This is a genomic window from Deinococcus arboris (genome assembly GCF_009755355.1).
Taxonomy (GTDB): Bacteria; Deinococcota; Deinococci; order Deinococcales; family Deinococcaceae; genus Deinococcus; species Deinococcus betulae.
In genome coordinates, this window is record NZ_WQLB01000029.1 from 20285 (window position 1) to 45163 (window position 24879).

Here is a 24879-nt window from a genome sequence, read left to right on the forward strand (position 1 = left end):
TCGAGAGAAGCACCCTATGCTCGTCACTATGCGTGTGTCCCCCATTCGCCTCAGTGCCGCTCTGTTGAGTCTGACCCTTCTGACCCCGGCGTTCGCTGGCGGCGCCGGTGGGCCGCGCGCCCTGATGCCAGACTTCTCGGCGGTCACGCCGTGGCCCATTGACTGTCATGCTGCCCCCACCTTGACCGATGGATGCCGGCTCCGTGTCCCCATCCCTGCGGGCACCATGCTGCCCACCACTGGACAATTCAAAATCGTGCCTGGCACCAATCAACTCACCGTGCTGTACCGGGCGGCTGCGGGTACGGGCCGTCCCATTCTGTGTTGCGGCCTACAAATTCCTTTGGCGCCTCTTCCAAGCACAGACGTCTGGGCCGCCACAGTGAAAGTCAACAACCTCAACCGAGCGGTCATCTCGTTGCAAGTGCTCACAGAGGCGTACAGCCCGCTGACACCAACAACCGTCTGGCGCGGCCCACAGGCCCCAGCGCCAGTGCCCCGCCCAGGCGTCCTTGCTGGGCAGATTGACCGGTTCAGCCTGACATCGGACAGTGTGATCGGCCCACGAGATATCCGTGTCTACACGCCACCCCGCTGGACGAACGCAGAGCGTCTCCCCGCCGTCTACATGGCGGACGGTCAGGCGGTAGAGGAGTTCGCGCGGACCTTGGAAGCGGCCATGGCGCGCGGGACCGCGCCTCGGGTCATCCTGGTCGGCATTTCCAGTGCACAGTCCACGGGGGTGACCGGTAGCGACCCATTGAAGGACCACCGCGCTCTGGAGTACCTCGAAGGACTCCCTGGGGGCGCGGCCAGCTTTGCCGCCCACGAGCAGTTTGTCCTCAGCATGGTCCTACCTCACGTTGAACAGACGTATCACCTCTCGACCCGTCCGCAGGGCCGGGTGGTGGCTGGCTTTTCCAATGGGGCTGCCTGGGCCATCAGTATGGCTGCCCGCCATCCACAGGTCTTCCGTGGCGTCGTGGCCATGAGCCCGGGCAGTGGAGGTGCTCAAAACGCGCCACATCCGGCAACTCGGGTCTTTGTCGAGGCGGGCACCCTGGAACCCCTGTTCCTGAATTCAGCGCGCACGTACGCAGCGAACACACGGCTTGCGGGGAATCCCACACACCTGGAGGTGCGGGTAGGGGGGCATGACGAGGCGGTGTGGCGCGACGTGTTTCCGAGCGGCGTGGCCTTTGCCCTGAACCATTAACCGGTCCTTATGCGGGCTCGACCAGAGACAAACTTAACTTGACGCCCCATTAATGGGGCGTCAAGGCTGCCCCCACAACAGCCGCGCTCAGCATCGGCCCCAACGAAACCGTATTCGTGAAATGCTCGTTATGAACGACACCACGCTTAACGGCGCTGAACGTCTTGTGGAGAGACCACGCTGTAACTCCCCGGACCAAAGCGACCTTTCAATTCCAAGAGAGTCGCCGGTGCCGGACGCTGGGGGCTCCATGCCACAAGTTTGTCGGGTGCCAGATCGCGATAAGGGTCAAGGGCAAGTTGCATCTCCCCAACACTTGCCCTGAGCTTGAAGAACCGAACATCTTCTTGGATCCGGAAGGTAACTTCGCCCTTCTGCGCCACATTGATTGCGACATTCAAGATGACGCTCCCACTCAAGTCCTGAGGACCGTGTTCATAACTCGCATACCACCGGCTCAAACTTGGAAGTGCAAGTGCATAGACCTGTCCTTCCTGAACGTTGCCTCTGAATGTCACAGTCTGATTCGCGAACGTGGACGGGCGTACGTTTAGCAGCGCACCGTTCTGCAACTCCCAGTCCCCGGAAAGGGTCGAACCGTACAAACTGGTGGAGACCTGGGGGTCCGCAGTCTGAAGCCGGATGACCGTCTGGCCCGCTTGAATGGTAGGGTTGAGCCAACCACGCAATTGGACGTCGGCGCCCGTGTTCGCCAGTGCAGCCATAATGGCCGATGCAGGAATGTAGGTCCTTCCCTCCTGTCTGAGGAGCCCAGGGCCAGTGTGCACCGGAGAGGGCGAGTGGGGCGTCCCTGGGAGGGTGACCATGGGCTGTGCGGCTGTTCCCGTCAGTTTTCCTCCAGCCTTCTGGAGTTCGAGCTGAAGCTGAGCGAAGTCCACGTATGCTGCTGGGGCATATCGCCCGGGGGTGCTGAAAATACTGCTGACTTGAGCCTGGCTGTGGGGGAGGGTACTGACTAGGAGGGTGACGGCCATCAGGCCGAGCAGCCCGCCTTTCCCGAGCCTGGGCAAGGTATGGACCCCGAACATGCCAGTGCGCACTTCAGCAGCCCCACCCAGTTCCCGTAGGGCCTGACCCTCTGCGTCTTCTTCACTCAGCCCAGCAAGGCGTAACTCCTGGATGCGCACCTCAATATGACCCTTGAGTTCGGTGTGTAGGGTGCGGCGTTCCTTGCCCCACAGGCCCCGGGTCGCCGCTCTCAAGTACCGTTCAGTGTGCGTCATCAGCCTTCTCCTCCGCAGTGCCATAACCGGCCAAGTTGGCGGCTAAAGGTTTCAAATTCACGTTTGCGGGTCTCTAGTTCGTGGCCCCCACGATCGGTCAGGGCGTACACCTTGACCTGGGTGCCACCCCGGGGCGCCTGCTGCAGTTCGCCCCGGATGAAGCCAGCTTTTTCTAGGCGGTGGAGGGCGGGATACAGGCTGCCGACGCGGAGGTCGAAGTAGCCGCCGGTGAGGTCTTGGGCTTCTTTGCTGATTTCAAGCCCGTATTTAGGGCGGCCCTGGATGATGCTCAGGAGGATTAGGTCAAGGTGGCCACGCAGCAGATTGGGATGGGGATGGTCAGGATGTGTCATAGGCCTCCAGATATCGCGTTTCTCTATCGGATTCCTATATAAACCCTGATACAACCCGGAAGTCAAGCAGGTGTCGTGCGACAAGAGGACGCGACCTGCTGTGTGCTCTGGAGGAGCAGCGGTACTCCTGCGTCAATCTGACGTGTTGTTGTGGGCTTGCGAGCGACAGGAAGCAGTGTCACAAACCGTTCTTGACTGCCCACTAAGGACGACATTTTTGATGTCCGGGTGCCCTGAGCTTAACGCACGCGCGTCACGAACAGCAGGGCCCGCCAGACAAACGCCACACGCATTTGTCTTTCCCGGTAGAGTTGAAATGTGCAGACTATTCAGCGCAGGGTTGGATGTCGCGCTAGTAGTTACCCTCTACGCTTCACAAACAGGATGCGAATATCTGGTACGGTCTCGTTAGCGTCTTTCTTGGCAATATCATCATGCCTAATTTATAGTGTTGAGTATTTGCGGCTATTGTTGAGGTAAATCATGCGTCAGATGGTTTTCAATAAAGAGAGCTTACTTCAGTCCGTTACGATAGCTCTTGTCATCTCCATGATCTTATGGGTAATGTATTATATTATTGTGTCTCCTAATCAAGTCTACATTCGGATTCGACTTGATGACAAGGCGAGCTTGGGTAGCGAGTGGCGAATCGTGTTCATGCCGATTATTATGTCTTTTGCCTATCTTGTTCTATCTCAAGCCGGGAAGGCGGGTGTAATGAATATGCCATATGATGAGCCGCTTTCTCCAAGGGAGGTCGGTCATATTGCAGCGAAATTGAATATTTTAATCATGATAATATTTGTTGTCGTGATCATAAGCATGGTCAGCGGTCAATCATGGCCCGTGGAAGCAGTCGCTATAAGCATGTTTCTCATGATATTTTTTGTGACGAGTTGTTTGATGGCAATCAAGATGTTTAGGTGAGAAGTTTAGTATCTGCCCGTCATAACAACCCGATTCGCGGTGAGTAAATATAGAAAATGATTCTTGGGCAATTTAATCTTACTATCTTTGGTGCAGATAACCTAAGATTAGGAAAATTGATGTAAGCAGTGTAGTCGCGCATGCTCTTGCGTGTTATGGTGCACCGGATTCAAAAGATTCGGTAAGGGTAATAACGTTCCCAAGTCGCCTCCTCTATTCACTGAATATTCCTAGCTGTACTTCGGGGAAATTCACGGTCCGCTGAATAGTGCTGTGCAGGACGAACAATATCTAACATGGGGGCAGGATCGCCGGGGAGTATCCCCGGCGATCTCCCGTCGAATCGCTGGTACCGTCTCTCCGAACAGATCATCCGGTTGTGAGAGACGCAACCACTGCAGAAAGAGCAAGGCCACCAAGCAGAGCACCGCGTGATGATGGAGGCCCTGCCAGCTCCGGCCTTCAAAGTGGTTCAGCCCCACGTCCTGCTTGAGTTCCCGATGTCCCAACTCACAGGCCCAGCGTTGCTTCGTGATTTGGATCAAGTGTTCGAATGCCGTCTCAGGCGGCAAATTGCAGAGGTAATATTTCTTTTCCCCTCGAGCACGTTGTTCACCGATGATCCACGCACTTTCCCCTGGAAGGTGCTGTCCCCTGGCGTTTTCGTTTCCGTCCGCCAGTCGAACGTACTTTGCGGCGAACGTGCCGATCAGAGGTCCTTTCGTACCGTGGCGCCACATGACCCGTGTCCAGGCTTCCTGGCTGAGCACTGACTCGATGGATTCGGTCTCTTCTGAAGGCGTTGGATGCCGTGGAGGACGACCCCGGAAATGTTGTGGAATCGGAATCAGGCGAACGTGCGCGGGATACACCCGCTGCGTCTTGACCGTACCAACCGACCAACGGAGGCCACGCGCCGTGAGGGCTCGCCGGAAGGCCGCATTGACGCCATATCCGGCGTCTGCAAGCACCATCCCGTACTGAATCGTGCCCGAGAGGTCATCGATTTCTCGCAGGGCGATCTCCCACTTGGTGGACCTGAGCGGGTGTTCCACAGGAACACCCGCTCTCACACAGCGCGCAGGATTGGAGGACCATTCCGTCGGCAGAAACAGCCTCAGGCGGAGGGGAATCGGGATCTCATCACGAGCCAGGGTCACGGACACCAGACACTGACAGTTGGTGATCTTGCCTGCCTGCCCGGAATACTGCCGTCCCACACCGACGGACTTCGATCCGAACTTGGTCAGGCACGTGTCGTCGATGATCAACACAGCGTTCTGTCCACCGAGCAGGTGCTGGGCACGCTCTGCCACGAGCTGCTCCAGCCCCTGGGTGCCCCAGGGGCTGTCGGTGATGAAGTGCTGCAGGTGGTCGTGTCGGCCAGGCGCCACCTGATCGGCCAGAGGCTGCATGCTTTTTCGAGGCGCAGCGCTGCACAACCCCTGAATGTACAAAGGCGCCCAGAACCGCTGCGCCTGATGACGAAAAAACGTGAGGAACGGCGAAAACCACGTCGGAAAGTGCCGAGTCCATCGGGGGAGCAAAGAACGCTTCAACAAGAGGGCCAGCATCGCAGATGCTGGCCAGGACGGTGCCGATGAATATTCCCCGAAGTACAGCTAGAAAGCGAAGCTCGCTCTATGGGCACCAAACTGGCCCAGGTCATGCCCAGCCCGAAAACTCTGATGCCGCCCAGCCCCCATGCGCCAGGCGTCTACAGTAAGCCGGCGGCCCTGCAGCGTGTCCAGGACGGCACGGTTCAGCGGTTCGCCCTCAAGCCCCTGTACGACCTGCAACTGCAGACGGTGCAGCGCTGGGGCAATCCCTTCAGCTGGGCGGCCGACAAGGTCAAAGACGGCGCGCAGGCGATCGCGGACAAAGGCAAAGCGGTGATTGCTGGTGCTCTGACGGCCTTGCCGGGCTACCGGGAACTGTGCCTGGCGTTCGGGAAGGACCTGGTCACGGGCAAGACGATGGCGGGGGATCCCAACTCCATCCTGGAGACGCTGGCCGGCTGGGTTCCAGGGCCGTTAAAAGACGTCCTCAAAGCCCTGAATGAGACGAACGCGATTCCGAAGGCCTGGACGTGGTTTAAGGCAGAACTGGGCAAGCTGGACCTGGGCGGCGCCCTGAGCGAGATTGCGAGTGCGATTGGCAAGGCGGATCTGGGCGCGGCCAAGAGTGCCGTGACGCGCCGCATCAGTGGAGTCAAGAGCCTGATCGTCGGGAGTGCCCGCAAGATTGCTGAGATCGGTTTAACCGCCCTGACCGCTGGCCTTGGCCCCCTGGGCCAGCAGATTATGGCCAAGCTGCGTGGCGCGGGCGACGTGATTATTCAAGTGCTGAAGAACCCAGTCAAATTTGCCCAGAACCTGGTGCAGGCGGTCAAAGGCGGCTTCAAGACCTTCAGTGCCAACGCCCCCAAGCACCTACAAAACGGGATTGGTCAGTGGCTGACCGGCAGCACGGGCATCGCGTTTCCGGTGAAGTTTGACCTTCAAGGAGTGTTCCTCACGGCCCTTAGTGTCATGGGCTTGACCTATCAGGCCATGCGGGGCCGACTCGTGAAAGCCATGGGGCCGGGCGGGCAGGAGAAGGTCTCCAAAGCAGAAGCCACCGTTCAGGTCCTGCAGACCATGAAAGGGGGCCTGCACAAGGCCGATGAGATGAATGCCCAGCAGGGGGGTGTCGGTCAGGAAATCAGCAGTGGGATCAAAAGCGAGGTCACCAAAAGCCTGGTGGTGGCTGGGGTCCAGAAACTGGTGACCATGCTGATTCCAGGTGGCGGCTTCATCAACGCGATCATTGGGGCCTTTCAGACGGTCCAGACAGTGGTGCAGCAGGCGGCGCAGATCGGCGCAGTGATCACGAACGCCCTGGGAAGTATCAGTGCCATTGCAGCGGGCAACATCAGTGGCGCGGTGGGCTTCATTGATCGCGCCCTGGGCGGTGCGATTCCAGTCGCCCTGGCCTGGCTGGGTAAGGTCGTGGGCTTGGGGAACTTTGGCGGCAAGGTCAGGACCATCATCAACAAGGTCAAGGGAAAACTCGATCAGGTCCTTGACAAGATCGTGGTCAAAGTCAAGGGGTTGATCGAGAAGCTGACTGGCAAGGGCCCCGGCAAGAAGGCAGGCTCGAAGACGCCGGCTGGCAGCCAGAAGCAGAAACCCGTCGAGTTGACGCTTGCCTTCGCAGGACACACCCTGTTCGTGAAACAGGCCGCCGTCCCGGTGCTTGACATGGCGTCGAAAAGGGACACCCTTTCTCACAAGGTGGGCCGTCACAACAGCGTGATCAGAGCCACCCAGAAAACGCTCCCGGCTGATTCGGACGCCTACCGGCTGCTCGAAACGCAGTTCGGAGAACTGAGGGCCATCGGCGCCGCCGACAAGGAACTTCGGAACCTGCTGAAAAAGCCGGTGGACGCCGACTCGCAGGTCAGCTTGCAGATCCCCCAGTCGTCCAGAAATCTGGTCTCGCAGATTCAGGGGTTTCTGAAGCGGCACCAGCTGCCCGATATCGGCGACGGCCTCGAGGCATGGGTCAAGAACTTCAAGGAAAGCAAGGCGAAAGAACACAGCGAATTCGAGCCGCAGAACCTCAAGCTGTCCACCGACGGTCAGCAGATCATCATTTCCTACACCACCAAGACTGGCAAGGGATTCCAGACGACGATTGCCAGAAGTGGTCACACCACCAGAACCGAAGGGTTCAACCTCGCCCTCACCTCGCTGGGCCGAGGGAAAACGGGGGATCCGAGCAACAAGCTGAAAAACTACGATCACAACAGCGCGCACGTGCTCGCCAACTGGTTCGGCGGCAGCGGGTACAAAAAGAGCCTGAATCTGGTCACCACCAGCGACCACTTCAACAAAATGGTCATGGGGGAGCGGGAGAAGCAGATCGTTGAGTGGGTCAAGGCCAGCAAGATCGTACAGTTCAATCTGCGGGTTGACGTGGACTGGGGTCAGGTGTCTGAGGAAGCCGTGATCATCACGATTATGAATCAGATCAAGGGGCTCTACGGGCTCACGGGAACGGCCCTTAACAAGACCGAACGGAGACTCGCCAACGCAGTTGCGCGCTTTAAGCCGGTGCTCAAAGCCGTCGAAGACGTGGTTTACCGGGCCAGCGGCCAGGATACTGGCGGTACGAAGAAGACCATGCCCCCTCTGAGTACTGGAGCGGATCAATGGCTCAGAACCTGAGTAACTGGGAGAATGAGAGATGAACAAGCATGCTGTGGAACAGGACGCCACCCGCTTTATTCAGAAGTTTCTGAACAAAGAGTTCGCCTGCTGGGAACTGGCATACCGGGAACTCGACACCACAAAGTACGAGGCAGCCGTGACAGGGTTTGTCCGGGAGTTCTTTACCTTTGAGGCGGTGCCCTCTATCACCCGACCGAAGAAGATCTCGGCCGGCTGGTTGGAAGAAGCCAAAGAGTATCTGGCGGCGACCATTGAGCGCCCCCTGTTCAAGATTGAGCAGTACCTGGTGGGCGACGAGCCAGTCTATGCTGCGTACACCGGATCGAATTACCTCGGCTCAGACTCATACGCCGAGGTGTTTCTATACGGGAAACGCTCGGGCCAGTACCGTATCTTCTCGGTCTACCACTCTGACCCCGATGGTGGCATTGAGCACTTCGACGGCGAGGTGTTTTCCTTCAGTCGAGCCAGACTGGTCGCCATCGAGAAATTCCGGGCTCCAACCGACGAGGCCGATCTGATCGACTATCAGCTGGAGCCGGCGTGATAAGCGCAGCTTGAGATTTAGCGGAGAAGGCCCGGGGCTGTAAGCTCATACGCCGGTCAGAGACGTTCTGAAGATCAGTTAGGGAGGTTCTGGCAACTTAACTTCAGCGGGGCCAGCGGAGCGCAGCAGGCGGCTTGAAAATCAAGCCGCCTGCTCCATGGCCTCTTGCCAGAGGCGCAGGGCCCCTGGTTTGGTTGCGTCGTCGAAGGTCGGCAGGAACGGTTGTGCGGGTGTGATGGTACAGGTTCGAGACTCGGGCATGCAGGGCGAGAAATTCTTGCGTTCGCCGTCGTCATTTAAAGCCGAGCTGACTTCGCTGCTGCTGCCGTGTTGGTCAATGCGCTTGCTCGACAAGATTGTTGCAACGGCCTGTAGACACGACTTGGACGTGCTGCACGCCGTGCAGCACGGGAAGTTCCCGGATGGCCGCCCCGTCGCTCCAGAGCTTGTTGGTGTAGATGACCTCTGGGACCTCGGACTCACCCAGCTGCTGGGTGAAGAAGGTCCGGGCGGCCGTGGTGTCCCGTTGCGGCTGGAGCAGGATGTCGAGCACGGCGCCGTGCTCGACATCCTGCTCCAGCCGCAACCAGTGCTTCACCCCTCCGACCTTCGTGCACACCTCGTCCAAAAACCACCGGGAACCAGGGCGGGGTTCTCGGTGGCGTAGTTCCTCAGTGAGCAGCGGCGCAAATGTGATGTTCCACTGGCGCAGGGTTTCGTGACTAACCTGGATGCCGCGCTTGTGGAGCAGTTCCTGCACGTCCCGCTGGCTGAGCGGGAAGCGGTGGGAGAGCCGGAGGGCATCACGCTGGAGTTCGACGGCCGCGCGCAGGCCATGCTGAGCCATCAACGCGCTGCTGCGCTACGACGGCACGCTGGACCTCAGCGGGGCGTCCTTCGAGTCCAGCCGGTCCGAGCGGTACGGCACGGCCTTCCTGCGAACGGCGCTGCGGGCCCTGCTCCAGGGGACGTGCCTGGCGTGCAGGCGGCCTTTGCAGAGACCTCCCAGCGACTTCACGAACGTCGACGTGGGTACCCGCGTTCGCATCGGCAAGGCGCACTCCGACTACGCTCAGACGCGCGCCCAGCGCAAGGAAGCGTACCTGGACGTGGCGTGGCAGGCCGAACTGGACTTCCGGGTGGGCGAACGCATTGACCTGTACGCCCGTGCGGGGGCGCGCCTACGACGCGGTGCACTACCGAGCGGCGCTCGTGCAGAACTACGCCACGCGGCTGCGCAAGGCGCTCGACCCGGCGGACTCGGAGCAACTGTTCGGCACCCGGGGCGCAGGACTGTTCGACCGGCTCGTCGGTGAGATGCGGGTGCAGTAGCGCGCCCTGGGTGCCGAAGCGTGACCCGACCGCCCGCGCGGCCGCACCTGCCGTGGCGCGCCGCAGAACGAACTGGACACGACGGTCACGGCTCGGCGCTGGGCGTGAAGGTCCCACGGACCTGGTCGAACCTGAAGTAGTACAGCGGAAAGATCCGGCCCCGAGCCGCCGCGAGGTCCGTCGTGTGCACAGCGACCGTGACGGTCGTGCCGTACCGTGGGAAGACACACATGACGGACGCCAGATTGCGGTCCTTAAGTGCCACCCGGTAACTCCTGAGTCGCGCCTGAGCGGCGTGCAGCGCCGCCCTGAGGGCAGGTGAGTCCGTCCTGCTCGGGAGTGGGAGGAGGCCATTGCAGCCCACTTCGAGGCCCAGCGTGGCGGCGCTCGGCGGCACGTATGCCCGCCCGTCGTACCCGATGAACGCCGCAGCTGGTCCGCAGGGGAAGTCCGCGCACAGCTGAACGTGCGGTTTCACGGCGTTGACGCCGACGATGGCCCGCCCGCCGACCGTCCGCCAGATGGCGACCTCCACGAAGGAGCCGGTGTGGTCACCCCAGCGGACGTACGCGTTGGCGTTGTCCTGCACAGTGGGAGTCCCGGTGGGTGGCATCAGGATGAGCGGGTTGAACCACAGATCAACGGTGTCGCCGATCAGGTCCACGCTGTGCATCTGCCGCGCGGTCTGCAGGAACGACGGCAGTTCCAGCCTGGCCGCCTGCGCACTCGCGGCGCTGAGCGCCCACACGAGGAAGAAGCGGCGAACGCGGTCTGACATGTCCTCCACTGTGCCACGCGGACCGGTCCGCGCGGCACACACCTGCCGCCACCGGCCTCCCCGGCGTCGTTCGAACTCCGGTTGAACGGTGTGCGAAAACCGGTCCGTCCGAGCAGAGGTGAGCAGCCAACCGGGTCCCGGATCGGTCACGGCCTACCCGAAATCCGGATCAGTGGTCCTCGTCGGGGCGCGCGTCACCGGCCGGGAACAGAACCCCGTCCGCGCCGATCTCCACCCAGTGGACCGGGGCGTGGCGTTCATCCCAGTCGAACCGCGCTCCGTACACCCTGACCAGCGCGCCGCGCTCGGGCGGCGACAGGATGCCGCCGGCCTCCTCCGCCAGGGGCTGCCAATCCCCGTCCACCCAGCTCCACAGGTCCCGGGCGTGAGGGACGCCGTAGTGCCCCGGCCGTCCAGGCACTTCCATCAGTTCGTCGAGCGGGGCCGGGGCGTGCCACTGGCGCCAGGGACACGGGGCGTACCGCGCCGCCAGCTGCCGGGCCCGCGCCTCCAGGGCCTGACGGTCCTGTTCCTGCCGGGCGCGCTTCTGCCGCCAGTACTCGGCAGGATCCGCCGGGGCGAGCGTGCCCTGGTCGCGGGGCAGACCCCGCCGCCGCCGCACACGCCTCGGAAGCCGGACCGGAGGCGTGGTGTCTGAGGACGGCGCGAGCCGGCGGACCCGCCACATGATCCAGACGGGCGTCAGGAGGAGGCCGGCCACCAGGGTGTCGAGGCGACCTGACAGCAGGTCCAGCCGGTGCAGGCCCAGGATGGCCGCCGTACTGGCGAGCCCGATCAGGACGACCGCGACTGCCGGCCGCGGCTGACCGTCATGTGCGGACAGCGCGTGCCTGCCGCGGAGCCGTGTGGCAGCAGCCTCCCTGCGGTCCGGTCGCTCGCTCATCACGGGCATGTAAGCACGACCCGGAGCGCGCCGCCGCCTAAGCTGAGCCCATGCGTTCCCTCATGCTGATCGCGGCCCTCACCTGGAGTGTCGCGGGCGCCGCACCCCTGCTGGGCACTACGTCCTCGTTCGCTGAGTCCACATTCTGCAGGAGCTTCTCGTGCCGCCTCGCCGGCAAGGACGTCCTGGGGCCGAAACTCACCGAGTGGCGGTACTTCGTCGGCCCCCAGATCGACGACGAGGCGCCGATCCGGGTCGTGAGCGTCATTCGGCAGAGCGACCGCGTCGTGTCGGCCAACTGGGTCACCGGCGCACAGGACACCGTGCTCTACCCGGGCGGTTTCGACACACGGATGATTGCCCTGCTCGTGGGCACACTGACCGGCAAAACGCCCACACCCGGGAACCTGCTCGACTTCGACGACGCCTGCATCGAAAACGGTTCGAAGGTGTACACGCAGACCTGGACGGCCACCAGCCGCCTGTCGTGCCTGATCACGAGTGAGTTCCGTGGCGCGCTCCGGTACAGCTTCCACGTGCACCTCCCGCAGTGACCGACCAGCGCGGGGGAAACGCGGACGTGGTTGGTCCCCCGGCCCACGCCTGACTTCACGGCGCTGAGCCGGAGGCACCGTCCGTGCCAGGACGTGGCACTCGCGATCAAGGTGACGCGCTGGCGCGGCGCAACGAGACGGTCTAGACGCTGGTGGCGACTGCTCAAACTCAATACCTGTCCTCACTTCCCGTCAGAGCCTCAGGCCCGTATCCGGCTGGCTCGGTTGACGCCGGTCGTCGAGCAGCTCGCGACCGAAGTCCAGTTCCTGGACTTCGTCGCTGTAGATTCCCAACCGCTGCCCGTCTCGACCTTCAAACGCGCGCCACGCTGCAAATTCCGAGGGGCACGACACGGGTTGAGCACGGCTGGGCCGGTCTATGGGTTCAAACTTCATGCCTGGAGCGCCCTGAACGGCAAAATCGTCAGGTATGCGCTTCGACCCGCGAATGAACACGATTTCACCGTGCTCTGCGAGATGAACCGAGATTGGCCCGCTTATGGCGGGCCAAAACAGATCGGCGACAAGGGCTACCAGTCGGCAACGTGCTTGACGCCTCCAAAAGTCAATGCAAAACAGGTCGACCCACGCTGGAAACCAGAATATGGGGCGGCAAGGAAGTGCGTGGAGTCCGCGTCCTCCGTCTTGGTGGAGCCGGACTGCGCTGGGGCCAGGTCAAGACATCCCTGAGCCTGCGGCTGAAGGTGGCCCTGAACGTCCTCGCACACAATCTGAAATTCATTGATCTCAGCGGCTGATGCCCTGACTGTCAACCCCTATTCGAGGTAAATAACGTCTCGAGTTCGGCGGCCTCTGCATGTGCAGGGGCCTTTTTGACAAGGCTCTGGCCTCAGGCGTGCGGAGCAGTGGTCTGGCCCCTTTGCGGCTGAGCGCCATACAGCGCCACGGTGAATGCGTAGCCCGCCACTTGCCAGGCCCAGACACTCAGCACGAAAAAAAAGACCAGGTTCAGTGGAATGATCAGAAAAGCGATGAGTGGGAATCCTTCTAAAAAGGGGCCTGGCCCAGCAAATGGCGAGGCGTGTGCCCAGCGCTGCACGGCAGGCCACCAAGTGCTGCCCAACAGGACTGGGACACCCAAGGAGACGCCGATCGCACTGCCGGTGATCCACCAGGCACAGGCATAGACGCCCAAGCGTTGGCGGACCGTTCGCCACAGGCGCCACGGTGCAGTGAAGACCATCCGGTCACCTTCACAGCCCAAGCGGGTCATGCCAGCAGGGACCAGGAGTACTGCGGCCAGCACCAATACGCCCGCTGCCAGCCAGCAGATCAGGGCAAGCAGGTCGGCACCCAGCCGCCAGGCGCTGGCACCCAGGAGGGCCAATGCGGTGCCAGGACTCACGCTCAGGGCAATCACCTGACAGACGATCAACCCTTGCCGCATCACAGAATGCGACCAGTGGAGGGGAGGAAACGCAGGTGACTGGCCAGTGTAGAGCCGCGTAGCCACCTCCCAGCGGTAGCCCAGATTCAGCACCCACCCCGGCAGCAGCGTCAGGAGGGCCAGGGCGCCCGTGAGAACGCCAGCCCGTGCCTGCGGCGTAGCCACTGGAAACAACCAGGCCGACGACCAGCGCAACTTGGAGGGCAGTGGGGACGATGCAGGCACTGGGCGGTCAAGTTGGGAAGAGGTGTCCAAATCACTGACAAGATAGAGAGGCAACCTGGCCGTGTGCGCTGCATATCTCCGTAAATAGGGAAGACCAGGTATTAGCTCCCTTCTACGCCATTATTCGAGGAGAACTCAGCTAGGTCCCGGGTTGTAGACGAGTGCGCTATCTCTTCGGCGACGCGACAGGAGTCGCGAGGGGCGTCAGAGGTGACGTCGCAAACGGCAAAGTTTTAGGAAGGGTATTTGGCTGAGATCAAGTGTGCGTTCTCAGACGTCAGGCAGTGGGGCTGCGCTCATCGCCGGGACTGAGGCTGCTGGACCGCACTGCCTGTCCGGGCACAGGTTGCCAACTGCCATTTAGCTCTGATCCCAGGCTTCAATGGTCAAGAGGGCGTCGGGTGGACAGGCCGCTATTCGGTCATGAGAGGTCTGAACCACCTTGAGCCAGGCTGGCGGTTGAACGTACTCCTCCCCTTCGTCAATCCCGAAGACCCACAGGCCCGAGTTGGCGGGCCGAATCTTTCCACTGGTGATCTGGGGCAGCACATCTGCAGTCTGAGCGGTATACCGCGCGGGATAGCCGTCAAAGCGCAACTGCGTGGCCTTTCCAAGTTTGACCAGGTCATCAAGCCATGCCAGTCCACCGAGTCCGGCTTCCCAATGGGCCAGCAGAAAGGGCTCTGGATCAGGGCTGTTGCGGGCCACCTGGTCGGGCGGGGCCTGATAGACGAAGATCATCCAACCGAGCATGCTGCACTGTATATACCCTATACGCCTGAGAGCCAGGCTGGCTACCCTTCTCGCTGCACCTCAGGAAGCGTGAAGTTTGATGTATGAGACAGTTGCCGCTTCAGATTGCGGAGTTGAAGCTGGGTCACCAAAGCGGGATCATGCCATCCCACCTCCTGGAATACTGCCTTGATCGCCCGGCCAAGCCGTCTGTTCCCCAAACAGGTGCTGGATTCCAAGGGAAACTCCTGCACACCGCAGGCCATCTTGCTCAGAGTTGATCTACAACTACAAAATATTTTGTTATTGACAATCTAGTTTGTTGTCATTACAGTAGGTCATGTCCGTGCTTACCCTCCCTGAAGACTGGAGTGGCCCTCTCGACGCCCTTGTCGATACCGCCAACCAGCTTCTGCCTTTCATTTTGCCTCTGGCCAGAACAGGCCGTTCCAAAGACGAAGTCAACGCCCGCCTCGTCCGGCACTACACCACTGAGCGGCTCCTTGATGAATCTCTCCGGCAGGGTCGTGAAGCCCGCTATACCCGCCGGCACCTCCTGCAACTGCTGGCCCTGCGCAAACTCATGGCTGACGGCTTTGGAACGGCCGCCCTTCAGAACACATTGCAAGCCCGCACCGACCTTGACCTGGAAGCCCTGATCATGGGCGAGTCTCAGCTCAGGGTCCAGCCGGGTAATCCAGCCCTCGACTACCTGCAGCAGCTCAAGCGCCCAGCGGCCGCTGCTGGCTCACCCTCACCGGTCCCCGCTGCGCCCCGTTCCGCTTCTCCTGCCCCGTCACTGCCGGAGGCCTACACCCGCCTCACTCTCCAGCCGGGCCTGGAGCTGCATGTCCGCACGGATGCTCACCTGCCCAGAAGCCAGGTGGAACAGCAGCGCCTGACCCAGCTCTTCCTCGACGCCCTCGACCGCCTCAGGAGGCCCAAATGACCACTCCCCGTATTGAACTCCGTCCTCTCCGCTCCGGCTTGGTGGTCAACCAGGCCATACACCTCCCGCTGCTGATTCGCCTTCATCCCGCTCCGGTCGCTCCGCAGGTCGCTACCCGACCACCGCTCAATCTCGCCTTTGTCATCGACCGCAGCGGCTCCATGAGCGGGATGCCACTGGACATGGCCCGGCAGGCCGCTCTCGCCGCCGTTCGCCAGCTGCGACCGGCTGACCGTGTCAGCGTCGTGGCCTTTGACGACCAGGTGGACGTCGTGGTGCCCAGCCAGCCAGTAGTGAACCGCGAGGCCATTATCCAGGCTATCCGCGCCATTGAGGACCGGGGCTCGACCAACCTGCACGGTGGCTGGCTGGAAGGCGCTACCCAGGTCGCCCAGTACCTTACGTCAGGGGCACTCAACCGCGTCATCCTGCTGAGTGATGGGCAGGCCAATGTCGGCCTCACGGACCGTGATGATGTGGCGGCGCAGGTCCGTGGCCTGACCGAACGGGGCATCAGCACCTCCGCTATCGGGCTCGGGGCCCATTACGACGAGGAGCTGCTGCTCGCAGTGGCCACCGCCGGCGATGGGAATTTCGAACACGTGGAAGACCCTTCCCGGCTGCCCACCTTGTTCGAGGAGGAACTTCTGGGTCTGACCCGCACGACCGGGCGGCTGGTCAGTTTGGGCCTTGAACCCAACCCAGCCCACGGGGTCACCGTCATGGGTCTCCTGAACGCGTTTGACCAGAATGCCTACGGCCGTTTCCAGGTGCCGAACCTGGTCGGTGGTCAGGCGATTGACGTCGTGGTCACGCTGAACATCCCAGCTCAGGCGCAGGTGGGCCAGGCGCTGGGGGTGACCCGGGTGCGGCTGGCCTGGACCGGCCAGGATAGCCAGCGCCACACGCTCCGGACGCAGTTGAATCTGCCGGTGGTGTCGGCTGAAGAGGACCGCACGCTGAGCGACGATCCGGTGGTTCTGGAAGTTCAGGCCCTGCTGACAGCGGCCCGGCTCAAGCGCGAAGCGGTCGACGCTCTGGACCGCGGCGATCAGGCCTCGGCCCGCCGCCGGGTCGACGAGGCATATCAGGCGGTTATGGCCGCGCCCATGGCTCCCGGGGTGAGACTTCAGGAGGTAGAGGACTTCGGGGCCCTGAGCGCCGCGATGGACGCCGGTGACGGCGCGCTGTCTCGCAAGCGGGCCGTCAGTCAGGCCCACGCCCGGACCCACAGCAAACGCCGCGAGTAGGCAGGCTGCCCGCTTGACTGTGGCCGGTGAGGTAAACCACTGTCCCTCAGGTGGTGCCTGACTACCCTTCAAAACGCGGCACAAGTGTGACCAAGCCAGGACACGCCAGATGGATACAGGAGTATGTGTCCTGAAGATGATCAAGACTGACAGCAGGAATCAGAGGCATTGAGGGAACAGGGCATGTTGGAACCACCCTTGACAATCGGCGAGCGTGACGCCATTGAGCGCCGTGCGGATCGCTGTCAGGACGCCAGTCTTGGTGCGGGCTTCCAACCTTCGGACGACCGCTTTGAGTTTCGAGAACATCAGCTCAATGGGATTGCGATCCGGCGAATAGGGCGGCAAAAAGATCAACTCAGCGCCATGAACTTCAATCAGCACGGTCACTGTTGCGCGGCGGTGCGTACCAAGGTTGTCCATGACGACCACCTGAGACAGGTGGATGGGCAGCGCCAGAAGCTGTTGGACATAGGTGACGAACACATCGCCGACGCTGCCGTCAACGACCCACGTCACAGAGGGACCCTGAAGCGTCACCCCACAGAGCAGGGTCAGATTGCGACCTCGGTTGCGGGGCACCGTGCCCGTGGCTTCGGGTCATGTTGATCTGGAACCACGTTCGTCGAGGTAGAGGAGGTCGCCTGGAGCGACCTCCAGCAGGTCACGGGCAAACAAGGTGCGCCACGCCTCGTCGCGTTCAGCGGCTTGAATCGTCTTTTTTGCTCGTCCATCCCAGCGCGCGGATGCGGCGCGCGATCATCGGAATCGACACCACACCCTGCGCGTCGCGCCACACTGCGGCGTGTTCCGCGAGGGTCAAATCGGGGTGTGCCGGGAGTTGCCGCAACAGCACCGCGTGCTGCTGCGGGCCAAGGACCCGGGGAGGGCGCCCCCGGTTGGGTTGCGCGCCCAGTACCGTTCCACCGTCGCCAGACTCACCCGAAATTGTCGGGCGACCTCAGCCTGTGGCACCCCGTCACGAACGGCCTGCACACTCCGTTCCCGCAGATTGGGGCTATCACTCCGCATCCCTCACCCGACCCCTCAACCGCTCTGGATTCTGCTGTGAGTCGGAACACGGATACTGTACGGTGTCCGTGTTTCTTGACGTTTCACGGGCTGCTTGGCGGCCAGGAGCTGGCCCGTGACGCAGGGCAAGGTAGGGCGGCGAACACGGAGTTAAGCAAGGTCGACACGCGCTCTGCTGGCGTCAGCTCAGTGCCTTCCAGATTGAACTCCTGGGTCTTGAAGGCGGCGTGCGGATTTTCTGCCTGCTAGTGCTGCGCAGAGCGGCGCACATTCTTTGAAGCGTGGCCGCGGTAGGCCAGGTGTAGCACTTCGCCCGCCGCGTTCTTGGCCGCGCACAGACGCAGGGATACGCCGTAGACGGCCACAGAACGGTGACGGCGGCGAATCTTGCCCGTCTGCAGCTTTTTGAAGCATGGCCAGACTGGTAGTTTGTCAGTCCCAATGGTGGCCTTAGTGGGGAGACGAACACAGGGCGCAGTGCCGTGCTGGTAGAGGAAGTAAACCATGTTTTGCTGATAAATTTGCGGTCTGCCAACAGGCCGCCCATTGACCGCTGGAGAAAGCAAGTCGCACCTGTTGCGAGCTTGCTCCCCCGTGAGGGAGCAGAGTCCACATCAGCCGCAGACACCATCCCAGACCGCAGAGAGCAGAAGAATATCGATGACCCACTGGCCCAGCTTCCAGTTGGTGCGGCCGAGGATCGGGTGCAGCTCGCCGTTCGGGAGGAGCGGTGAAGCGCGCAAACAAGTGGTCAGGGAACGCAAAGTGGACGAAGCGAGGCAATCGCTGGTATCACGTCTCAAACAAGTTGGAAGGCTTGAATGTCTACAGCGCGACGCTGCGTGCCTGCCCTATGACCAGGATCGGTGCCACGAGCGGGCGCGCCTCAATAGGAATTGCGGCTCTTTCAGCGCGGTCTGCAGGCGATCGTGCGATTATCGGCCCTGACGTATCTGTGTCTTCAGCACGTAAACACGCTACAGGCGCCGAATTTTTGCTGCCTCACGAGGTTTGACTCGTCGTCAGTACTGGCTGGATCCTTCCAACGCCCCTTCATCTGCGCCGTGGCGCTCCATCTCTTGGCGCTAGCGATCTGCCTGCGTTACTTCCGCAGGGTTGGGGCCGCCAGCACTCGGAGCACACCACGGCCACGGGTGGCTTCGTTGAAGGTGAAGTTGTTGGGGTTCCCATCGTCACCGACGTATGTCAGCGTGCCTAGCCCTTCTGCAACGTCCAGCAGTTCGGCCTCAGAAGGGGTGGTCTTCGATACCATCACCGTAAGCAGGCGGAACGTTTTCTGGGCGTCACCAAATGCAGGGGACCGCGCTCCATGCTGGCTGATGATGTCCTGCACCCTCTGGCCAATGACGGCGTCGGCACGAAAGACGCCGTTGGCGGCGTCAACCCAGGCCGCGTTTCTGGCCACCCGGAAAGGATTGACCTCGGAAGGAGCCAGCAAACCCATCAGGTAGAGCTCGACGTCACTGTAGGCCACTGAATTGCCGCCGTTGGCCACCGTGCCGAAAGTTTTGCGGCCCGTGATGCTGGCCTGATACTGCCCGTTACCCAAATCGTTGAAGGTGGCATCGTCAAAGCCTCCCAGTTGACGCCCCGCACTGCTGAAGCCGAAATGGCTGGGCAGGTCGGATTCGACGGCGTCGTTCGCCCAGCGGTGGGCCAGCTCATGCAAACTCGGCCCACTCTCAATGCCCGCCCGGTACGGAAAATACATGACACCCTGCAAGGTTCCAGCGCTGCCGTAGTCAGCAGTCTGGTCGAAGGTCGTGATGCCGAGGCCCTCGGTGTCATTCTTGACTGGGAAATACATCCCGTAAGGCGCTGAGTCTGGCTTGGTCGTGCGGTTCATCACCAGGAAAATGAAGTCGGCTTCATCGCGGTACTCGGCATAAAGCCGCCGTGTGATCTCAGGGATAGTACTGGTTCGCGTATCTACGTCAGGAAGTGCCGGATCGACGATGACCGCCAGACTTGACACTGGAATTCGCCCCGTGGGCGGCACTATGACCTTCAGAGTCGCCGTCGCCTCACGCCCATAGGTGACCTTGACGGAGGACGTCCCTCGTGGAGCGGCAACATTGGTCACGGTGAACTGCCGATTGCCGAAAGCCAGCGTCAAGCCACTACTCCAACTGTAGTTCAGGATGTCGCTTGGACTTCCACCGTCCAACTTGACCTGCACGGTGGCCGACTGTCCAGGGGCCAGCGTCACCGTGCCAGGCTCAAACTGGACGGAAAGCTGGTTTGGCGCAGGCGTAGGGATAGAAGGTGGTGGGGGCGGGGCCTCCACTGTGGGAGGAACGGTCCCTCCACCACCACTGCTGCAAGAGGTCAAAGTAAGGGCGGCGGCCAGGAGGAGGGAGGAGCTGCTTTTCTTCATGGGTTCCTTTGGCGTGTCAAAAGGCGTTGCTTGGCTGTGTGCAGTGGGTGCCCTGGTGACTTCGACGCGTTCCTCGGGTGCTACCACTCACACCTCGTTCTCACCTTATAAGGCGACACCTTACAGGATGATGACAAGAGAGCTGAAACCAGGAAGGTGGAGCTCTCCGGATAGGTAAATCAACGCTGAATTTCAACCTGCTTAAACAGCATGCGGTCACTGTCGTCTCCGATTCAGAGCCACTGCTTCAAAATGTTCCCGTAGTTCTGAAGGCCGAAATCGCAGGAAATCTCTTGGTAGTCATGGCCCCGCCGGCAGATATAGGCACGGGCGGCGGTGCTGCCTTCATACAGGCCGACAGCGAGTAAGAGGTGAGCCTCATTCAGAAGTCCTGGCGCACGCCCCGAGCCGAACAGTCGTAAATCCCTTACCTGATCCTGCAAGTCGCCATCCGGGTGCATCGCCCAGGTGCCGATGCACGTCAGGCGCTCGTCAAACAGCTCAAACAGCGCCTCACTCCATCCCGCGGCAAACCGGAGGTCTATGTCGGTCGGCCGTTGGTATGAGCGTCCATACCAAGTGGGTGAGCCCAGTGAGGAAGCCAGCAGAACATGCATGGTGGTGCCGCTTTGGTACCCGAACAGCAGGCCTCGCAGACGCGGTGTGGTCAGCGCTGACTGCTGGACCAGGAGGAGGGCGGCTTTCACACTCACGGCACACCGAGTGACTGGAGCTGAATTACCTTGCACGTTGAGTGTTCGCGCCTGAATGGACCGGCTCACGCAGAGCGGGGTCTCTGGCCGTCTTGTCAGAGATGAGGCCTTTCAACCGCCCTCTTCGGGGGGCTTCCGGCGCCCATCGGGTGGGCAGTGGCTGTCCCAGATGGAGGCTCACTTGATCAAACATCCGTCGAGTAAGGCCAGGCCTCCAGAGAACCGATGACACCGGAGCTAAGGTGTCGGTTTCAAAGCATACCCGGACGCTCCGCACTCGGTGAGTGGAATCCGCCGACTTGAATGAATCGCTGGATGGTGACATCATCTAATCTCACCTTATCAGGTGACACCCTAGTGGGTGACAACATGGGAAGGAGGTTCTCCAGGCTGAGGCGATGGGTCAGCCCCTCTCGCCAGACGCCCTTGACCGTCATCAGCAGCACCTCGGTGCCCGCATTCGAGCACTCCGCACCGCCCGGGGCTGGAGTCAGGACACATTGGCCCACCAGGCGGGGCTCAACCGGTCGTACCCACACAAGATCGAAGTGGGACTCATTGACCTGCGCTACAGCACGTTGCTGCGTCTCGCCGCCGCTTTTGAACTCAGCCCCGCTGAACTGTTGACCTTCCCGCCTGACGAGCAGGCACATTCATCAACCAATGTTCTGGACTGAGGCGCCTCGCCAGAATCAATTGGACGAAGTGGCCCGGTCTCTTGGCTCTGGGATGCACCGAAACAGGCGCGGCCTCGGCAAATTTTGAGGAGCAGAAAATGACGGTTTATACGGTGTCTTTCAACTACTCCGCAACGGGTGAGGGCTGGCGCGAAGAGCTTGGGGTCGTTCATGCGACAACGCTCGACGACGCCGTGAATGTTTTTTTTGATCTGCTGCGATTGCCGGAAAGCGTTCGGGCGTATCTCAGGCCGGGTTTGGAGGTCACTGTCGGCCTTGACCGGAGTGTGCTGGCACGCTGGGTGACGGAAGCACGACTTGAGAGGCTCGAACAAGCCATGAAGTATCAAGGCCACTGGCGGATGAGTTACGCCGTGAACGGGGGCTAAACACTCGCCGATCAAGCTCAATCTGAGAATTGAGAGTGTAGATGTTTGTTCTGATCCTAATAGTGCTGAAGTGCGGTTGGGTAAATTGCGATTCGTTGTGCAGCCTTGGTCAGCTTACCTGTGAGGTCAACGGACCACTGTATTCCAGTGCAAGGCCGCCGTGCTTGGACGGAAAGCACGGCGTTCGGCCAGGCCGATAGCGTCATACAGGGCAGGACGCAGCACAACGCCCGCATTGACGGTGGCCCAGAATAGTTCCTGTCTGCAAGGCTTTAAACGGGCGCAGCGGATCATCCTGGCTCTCGTCATACAGGATGGCCGCTCCTATGTAGGCCAGGCTGTCGTAGGCATTGCCTGCCTGACTGTGCATCCTCAGGATGAGAGAGGAAGCCTCATCTCGCCAGTACGTGTCCGGGACCAGCGTCTGAAAGCTAAACGGCGGGACGAGCGCTTCCACGATGGATTTGAAGGCAGTTGGCGGTTGGACAACTCACTCCTTGAGTTGGTACGGGAGCAGCAGGCCCGCGTCGTACTGCGGCGCGTGCTCCGGCACATTCAAGGCCAGTGGAAATTCGAGTTTGAGCTGCCTCAGGTCCTTGGGCAGCCTGAGGCCCGCGGCCTGCTGGGAGAGCAGCACAGGGGAGAGTCTCCTCCTGGCGTTCCGGCGCCTGTCCCATTCTTTTCTGAGGTGTCGATGTCCCTTCCACTTGCGTACGTCCCGCCCCTCACCCGCGCCCATCTGCGTTTCCTGAACGTTCTGCCGCTCGCTCAGGCCAGTGACGTGACTGACCTGCAGCAGCTTGAGCTCAGTCCATCCGCGCAGCGCACCCTGCGCCGTTTCCTTACGGTGCCTGGGATACGCACCGGCCTGCTCTTCGGCACCCGGCAGGGCGACCTGTTGCGTGTCCATGCCGTCACGCTCGGCAGTCCCGACACGATTGCCCCATTCGCCCTCCAGCCCGCGTACGTTCTGGGGCTGGCCGACGCCTTTGGGCACCTCGACGCGACTTTGGACTGGGTCGGCCACTGGATCACGGTGCCCGAAGACCAGTGTCCCGACCAGGCGGCCCGCCTCGCCTGGTTCAAGCGTGCGGAGGCGCTGCACCTCGTCACCCGTGATTGCCCCCTGCTCCTGGCCGGGTGGGTCGAAGGGCAACTCCAGCTGTGTGCCCTGAGAGCTGGCGACACCCGCGGTGACAACTGTGAACTCGTCGTGTTGGAGAGCCGGTGAGCTGGACGTTGGTCAGGTGGCTCGCCAGGTTGGGCGCTGAGGTGCTCGGCCGAACGGCTGACCTGCTGCTGTCAGCTTCCAGGCGCCCTGGTGGACACACCTCGGTCAATCCGGTGACCGAGGTGTTGTGGGCCACCGCGGAGGGCCAGGCCGCCGTCCTCGCGCTGTTGGACGATCCAGAAGCGGGCCACGTGACGGTGCAGGTAGAGGGGCGCACGGTCCAACTGTTCACCAGGGCCGCCCTGCTCAAGGCAAGGAGCGCACAGGGGAGAGGCGACTGGACGCCAGAGTGAGTCCCGACAGTTCAGCGCGGCTGTGTAGAGGCAGGCAGACCAATGGACTCGTCATCGCCCTCCAGGCCCAGCAGCGCCGCCACCGACAGGTTGGCCGCCTCGGCCAGGCGGTACAGCATGCTGATGCGGAAGTCCCTGCGCCCATGTTCGAGCATGCCGACGTAAGAGCGGTGGACGCCGGCCCGGTCGGCGAAATCATCTTGATTGAGTCCTAGTTGCTCGCGCGCCGCCCGGAGACGATGCCCGATGGCCTGCAGCGTCGCCGTGTGCTCGGTGGGTCCTGACATCCCGTTCAGGCTGACCGGAGGCACACAATTGAGCGACTTGCTAAGACAAGTCTTGCTATAACAAGAGTATGAAAACACTGCTGCGGTTCATGGCTGCCAGTCTGGTTCTCCTGCCCCCTTCCTTTTCGCTCGCCCAGACAGTCAAAAAGGGTGATTACACCTATACGCCACCCGCCTGCACGGTGGTCAGCCGGGGGACAGTGGACTGCCGACTAACCATGACTTACACCGGTCGGGAGGCGGCTCAAAGTGTCTTGATTCGGGCAGGGGAGACCAAAGCCTATGACGCTGCAGGCGCGACCTACGTCAGTGTGTCGTTTCAGGGCGGCGGGCAGGCCGGGACGGGTCCAGAATGGGTGGCGCTGCCCACGGGCATCCCCGTGCAGTTGACTTACCGCTTTGAAGCGGTGCCTACTTCAGTGACCACCTTTCGGGGCGTAGCACTAAACCTCAACACCCTGATCTCGTTCCAGAACGTGCCCGTCAGGTCGGTGGCGCCGGCCCCGGCCCCCCTGCCCGTGGCGTCTGGCGTGCCGACCGGCTTCACTCTCAGTCTGACCCGCTGCACGCCGCAGGGGACGAGCTTCGTCTGCACCGCAACCCTGACGCCGGTGCGCTGACTGGGGGAAGCGGCTCCCTTCACTCAAAAAACGCTCCATTTGCCTCCCGAAGCACTCCGTCCTCTCGGTAGACTGAGCCGAGATTCGGGAGGTCGTTCATGACATTTGTGCAGCGCCGAAAATTCACTCCCAAGCTGGCCCAGCGGTCCGTCTTGTTACCTTCTTTGCCGCACCTCTCCGAAGCCGAACTGAAGCAGGCGCAACAAGCCCTTCAGCGGCATACCGTCCGGCCGGTGACAGCCCAGTGCCAGATTGTTCAGGCCCCGCTGCGCGCCGCCGCGTTGGAATGTCAGGAGGCTGCATACCTTCAGGGACAGCGCCAGGCCGCCCAGACCCAGCTGGCCGCCCTGCCCCTTTCGGCACGTGGGGCGGAGGCGGCCCTTCAGCGTCAAGTGCAGCCGTCTGCACCGGTCCCCACGAAGCCCCAGACCCCCGGCGAGTGGGTGACGGTCATGCGCGCGCGGGCCGAAGAGGTGGACGGCGTGGCGCTGGACACCCGTGCGGCGGCCCAGTTCACCGCCCTCCAGCGGCAGGTGGCGCAGACGCTGGCTCAGGGCTTTAGGGCAGACCGTGGCCCAGCGACAGCCCGCTGTGAGACGTACGGCG

At 61.6% G+C, this 24879-nt stretch carries 27 protein-coding genes and 3 pseudogenes; 14 read left to right on the forward strand and 16 right to left on the reverse strand.

Annotated features, from left to right (window positions below):
• Nucleotides 1–28: 28 nt before the first annotated feature.
• On the forward strand, nucleotides 29–1216 hold the full coding sequence (locus GO986_RS17275) for an alpha/beta hydrolase (RefSeq protein ID WP_198170777.1): 1188 nt from the start codon (nucleotides 29–31) through the stop codon (nucleotides 1214–1216).
• Between the two features lie 146 nt (nucleotides 1217–1362).
• Here the strand turns inward: GO986_RS17275 and GO986_RS17280 are convergent, their stop codons facing one another.
• Both GO986_RS17280 and GO986_RS17285 read right to left on the reverse strand, forming a co-directional pair.
• A complete protein-coding gene (locus GO986_RS17280; RefSeq protein ID WP_157460555.1) occupies nucleotides 1363–2460 on the reverse strand; it encodes a permease prefix domain 1-containing protein in 1098 nt (365 codons plus the stop codon).
• Nucleotides 2460–2813, reverse strand: coding sequence for a PadR family transcriptional regulator (locus GO986_RS17285; RefSeq protein ID WP_157460556.1), 354 nt, complete (start codon nucleotides 2811–2813; stop codon nucleotides 2460–2462). The genes GO986_RS17280 and GO986_RS17285 overlap by 1 nt, the downstream gene beginning before the upstream one ends.
• 483 nt (nucleotides 2814–3296) lie before the next feature.
• On the opposite strand from GO986_RS17285, the gene GO986_RS17290 reads away from it, so the two are divergent.
• Entirely contained in the window at nucleotides 3297–3740 is a 444-nt protein-coding gene (locus GO986_RS17290; protein ID WP_157460557.1) for a hypothetical protein, read from the forward strand.
• Nucleotides 3741–3991: 251 nt separating this feature from the next.
• On the opposite strand, the gene GO986_RS17295 is transcribed toward GO986_RS17290, so the two are convergent.
• On the reverse strand, nucleotides 3992–5314 hold the full coding sequence (locus GO986_RS17295; protein WP_157460558.1) for an IS701 family transposase: 1323 nt from the start codon (nucleotides 5312–5314) through the stop codon (nucleotides 3992–3994).
• A 69-nt stretch (nucleotides 5315–5383) separates the two neighbouring features.
• Here GO986_RS17295 and GO986_RS17300 point away from each other — a divergent pair, with 69 nt between their 5' ends.
• Entirely contained in the window at nucleotides 5384–7951 is a 2568-nt protein-coding gene (locus tag GO986_RS17300) for a DNA/RNA non-specific endonuclease (protein WP_157460559.1), read from the forward strand.
• 19 nt (nucleotides 7952–7970) lie between these two features.
• Nucleotides 7971–8501: a hypothetical protein gene (locus tag GO986_RS17305; protein WP_157460560.1), complete on the forward strand. Its 531-nt coding sequence runs from the start codon at nucleotides 7971–7973 to the stop codon at nucleotides 8499–8501.
• 141 nt (nucleotides 8502–8642) lie between these two features.
• On the opposite strand, the pseudogene GO986_RS17310 reads toward GO986_RS17305, so the two are convergent.
• Nucleotides 8643–9348, reverse strand: a pseudogene (locus tag GO986_RS17310) (IS6 family transposase).
• A 320-nt stretch (nucleotides 9349–9668) separates the two neighbouring features.
• On the opposite strand from GO986_RS17310, the gene GO986_RS17315 reads away from it, so the two are divergent.
• Nucleotides 9669–9833, forward strand: coding sequence for a hypothetical protein (locus GO986_RS17315; protein WP_157460561.1), 165 nt, complete (start codon nucleotides 9669–9671; stop codon nucleotides 9831–9833).
• A gap of 85 nt (nucleotides 9834–9918) precedes the next feature.
• Here GO986_RS17315 and GO986_RS17320 read toward each other — a convergent pair whose 3' ends face one another.
• Both GO986_RS17320 and GO986_RS17325 read right to left on the reverse strand, forming a co-directional pair.
• Entirely contained in the window at nucleotides 9919–10611 is a 693-nt protein-coding gene (locus GO986_RS17320; RefSeq protein WP_157460562.1) for a hypothetical protein, read from the reverse strand.
• Nucleotides 10612–10780: 169 nt separating this feature from the next.
• On the reverse strand, nucleotides 10781–11515 hold the full coding sequence (locus GO986_RS17325) for a hypothetical protein (protein WP_157460563.1): 735 nt from the start codon (nucleotides 11513–11515) through the stop codon (nucleotides 10781–10783).
• A 50-nt stretch (nucleotides 11516–11565) separates the two neighbouring features.
• Here GO986_RS17325 and GO986_RS17330 point away from each other — a divergent pair, with 50 nt between their 5' ends.
• Both GO986_RS17330 and GO986_RS17335 read left to right on the forward strand, forming a co-directional pair.
• A complete protein-coding gene (locus tag GO986_RS17330; protein WP_157460564.1) occupies nucleotides 11566–12069 on the forward strand; it encodes a hypothetical protein in 504 nt (167 codons plus the stop codon).
• A gap of 150 nt (nucleotides 12070–12219) precedes the next feature.
• A pseudogene (locus tag GO986_RS17335) lies at nucleotides 12220–12827 on the forward strand (transposase); the annotation flags it as partial.
• A gap of 92 nt (nucleotides 12828–12919) precedes the next feature.
• On the opposite strand, the gene GO986_RS17340 reads toward GO986_RS17335, so the two are convergent.
• On the reverse strand, nucleotides 12920–13732 hold the full coding sequence (locus GO986_RS17340) for a hypothetical protein (RefSeq protein ID WP_157460565.1): 813 nt from the start codon (nucleotides 13730–13732) through the stop codon (nucleotides 12920–12922).
• A gap of 330 nt (nucleotides 13733–14062) precedes the next feature.
• On the reverse strand, nucleotides 14063–14455 hold the full coding sequence (locus GO986_RS17345; RefSeq protein WP_157460566.1) for a hypothetical protein: 393 nt from the start codon (nucleotides 14453–14455) through the stop codon (nucleotides 14063–14065).
• 319 nt (nucleotides 14456–14774) lie between these two features.
• Here GO986_RS17345 and GO986_RS17350 point away from each other — a divergent pair, with 319 nt between their 5' ends.
• Together GO986_RS17350 and GO986_RS17355 are read left to right on the forward strand one after the other, a co-directional pair.
• Entirely contained in the window at nucleotides 14775–15383 is a 609-nt protein-coding gene (locus GO986_RS17350; protein ID WP_157460567.1) for a MerR family transcriptional regulator, read from the forward strand.
• Nucleotides 15380–16633, forward strand: a complete 1254-nt coding sequence (locus GO986_RS17355) for a vWA domain-containing protein (RefSeq protein WP_157460568.1) — start codon at nucleotides 15380–15382, stop codon at nucleotides 16631–16633. The genes GO986_RS17350 and GO986_RS17355 overlap by 4 nt, the downstream gene beginning before the upstream one ends.
• Nucleotides 16634–16792: 159 nt before the next feature.
• Here the strand turns inward: GO986_RS17355 and GO986_RS17360 are convergent, their stop codons facing one another.
• The 5 genes and pseudogenes from GO986_RS17360 to GO986_RS17370 all read right to left on the reverse strand — a co-directional run bounded on the left by GO986_RS17360 (nucleotide 16793) and on the right by GO986_RS17370 (nucleotide 20776).
• Entirely contained in the window at nucleotides 16793–17215 is a 423-nt protein-coding gene (locus tag GO986_RS17360; RefSeq protein WP_157460569.1) for a transposase, read from the reverse strand.
• A 118-nt stretch (nucleotides 17216–17333) separates the two neighbouring features.
• Nucleotides 17334–17456, reverse strand: coding sequence for a hypothetical protein (locus GO986_RS23270; protein ID WP_255449406.1), 123 nt, complete (start codon nucleotides 17454–17456; stop codon nucleotides 17334–17336).
• A gap of 247 nt (nucleotides 17457–17703) precedes the next feature.
• Nucleotides 17704–18588 (reverse strand): annotated as a pseudogene (locus GO986_RS23055) (transposase family protein); the annotation flags it as partial.
• A gap of 179 nt (nucleotides 18589–18767) precedes the next feature.
• Complete coding sequence (locus GO986_RS17365; protein ID WP_157460570.1) at nucleotides 18768–19895, reverse strand: hypothetical protein; 1128 nt, start codon at nucleotides 19893–19895, stop codon at nucleotides 18768–18770.
• Between the two features lie 401 nt (nucleotides 19896–20296).
• On the reverse strand, nucleotides 20297–20776 hold the full coding sequence (locus GO986_RS17370) for a hypothetical protein (RefSeq protein WP_157460571.1): 480 nt from the start codon (nucleotides 20774–20776) through the stop codon (nucleotides 20297–20299).
• A gap of 398 nt (nucleotides 20777–21174) precedes the next feature.
• Here GO986_RS17370 and GO986_RS17375 point away from each other — a divergent pair, with 398 nt between their 5' ends.
• On the forward strand, nucleotides 21175–21453 hold the full coding sequence (locus GO986_RS17375; RefSeq protein WP_157460572.1) for a helix-turn-helix domain-containing protein: 279 nt from the start codon (nucleotides 21175–21177) through the stop codon (nucleotides 21451–21453).
• A 98-nt stretch (nucleotides 21454–21551) separates the two neighbouring features.
• Nucleotides 21552–21842, forward strand: a complete 291-nt coding sequence (locus GO986_RS17380; protein ID WP_157460573.1) for a hypothetical protein — start codon at nucleotides 21552–21554, stop codon at nucleotides 21840–21842.
• A gap of 490 nt (nucleotides 21843–22332) precedes the next feature.
• Here the strand turns inward: GO986_RS17380 and GO986_RS17385 are convergent, their stop codons facing one another.
• Nucleotides 22333–22479, reverse strand: a complete 147-nt coding sequence (locus tag GO986_RS17385; RefSeq protein WP_157460574.1) for a hypothetical protein — start codon at nucleotides 22477–22479, stop codon at nucleotides 22333–22335.
• Between the two features lie 57 nt (nucleotides 22480–22536).
• Here GO986_RS17385 and GO986_RS17390 point away from each other — a divergent pair, with 57 nt between their 5' ends.
• Together GO986_RS17390 and GO986_RS17395 are read left to right on the forward strand one after the other, a co-directional pair.
• Entirely contained in the window at nucleotides 22537–23073 is a 537-nt protein-coding gene (locus GO986_RS17390; RefSeq protein ID WP_157460575.1) for a hypothetical protein, read from the forward strand.
• A 122-nt stretch (nucleotides 23074–23195) separates the two neighbouring features.
• Nucleotides 23196–23366 (forward strand): hypothetical protein, encoded by a 171-nt coding sequence (locus tag GO986_RS17395; protein WP_157460576.1) that lies wholly within the window; start codon nucleotides 23196–23198, stop codon nucleotides 23364–23366.
• Between the two features lie 11 nt (nucleotides 23367–23377).
• On the opposite strand, the gene GO986_RS17400 is transcribed toward GO986_RS17395, so the two are convergent.
• The gene (locus GO986_RS17400; RefSeq protein WP_157460577.1) at nucleotides 23378–23653 is read right to left on the reverse strand and encodes a helix-turn-helix domain-containing protein; all 276 of its coding nucleotides are present in this window, start codon (nucleotides 23651–23653) and stop codon (nucleotides 23378–23380) included.
• 68 nt (nucleotides 23654–23721) lie between these two features.
• Between GO986_RS17400 and GO986_RS17405 the strand changes: the two genes are divergently transcribed.
• Nucleotides 23722–24273, forward strand: a complete 552-nt coding sequence (locus GO986_RS17405; RefSeq protein ID WP_157460578.1) for a hypothetical protein — start codon at nucleotides 23722–23724, stop codon at nucleotides 24271–24273.
• Nucleotides 24274–24661: 388 nt separating this feature from the next.
• On the opposite strand, the gene GO986_RS23275 is transcribed toward GO986_RS17405, so the two are convergent.
• Nucleotides 24662–24790, reverse strand: coding sequence for a hypothetical protein (locus GO986_RS23275; RefSeq protein ID WP_255449407.1), 129 nt, complete (start codon nucleotides 24788–24790; stop codon nucleotides 24662–24664).
• Between the last annotated feature and the right edge of the window lie 89 nt (nucleotides 24791–24879).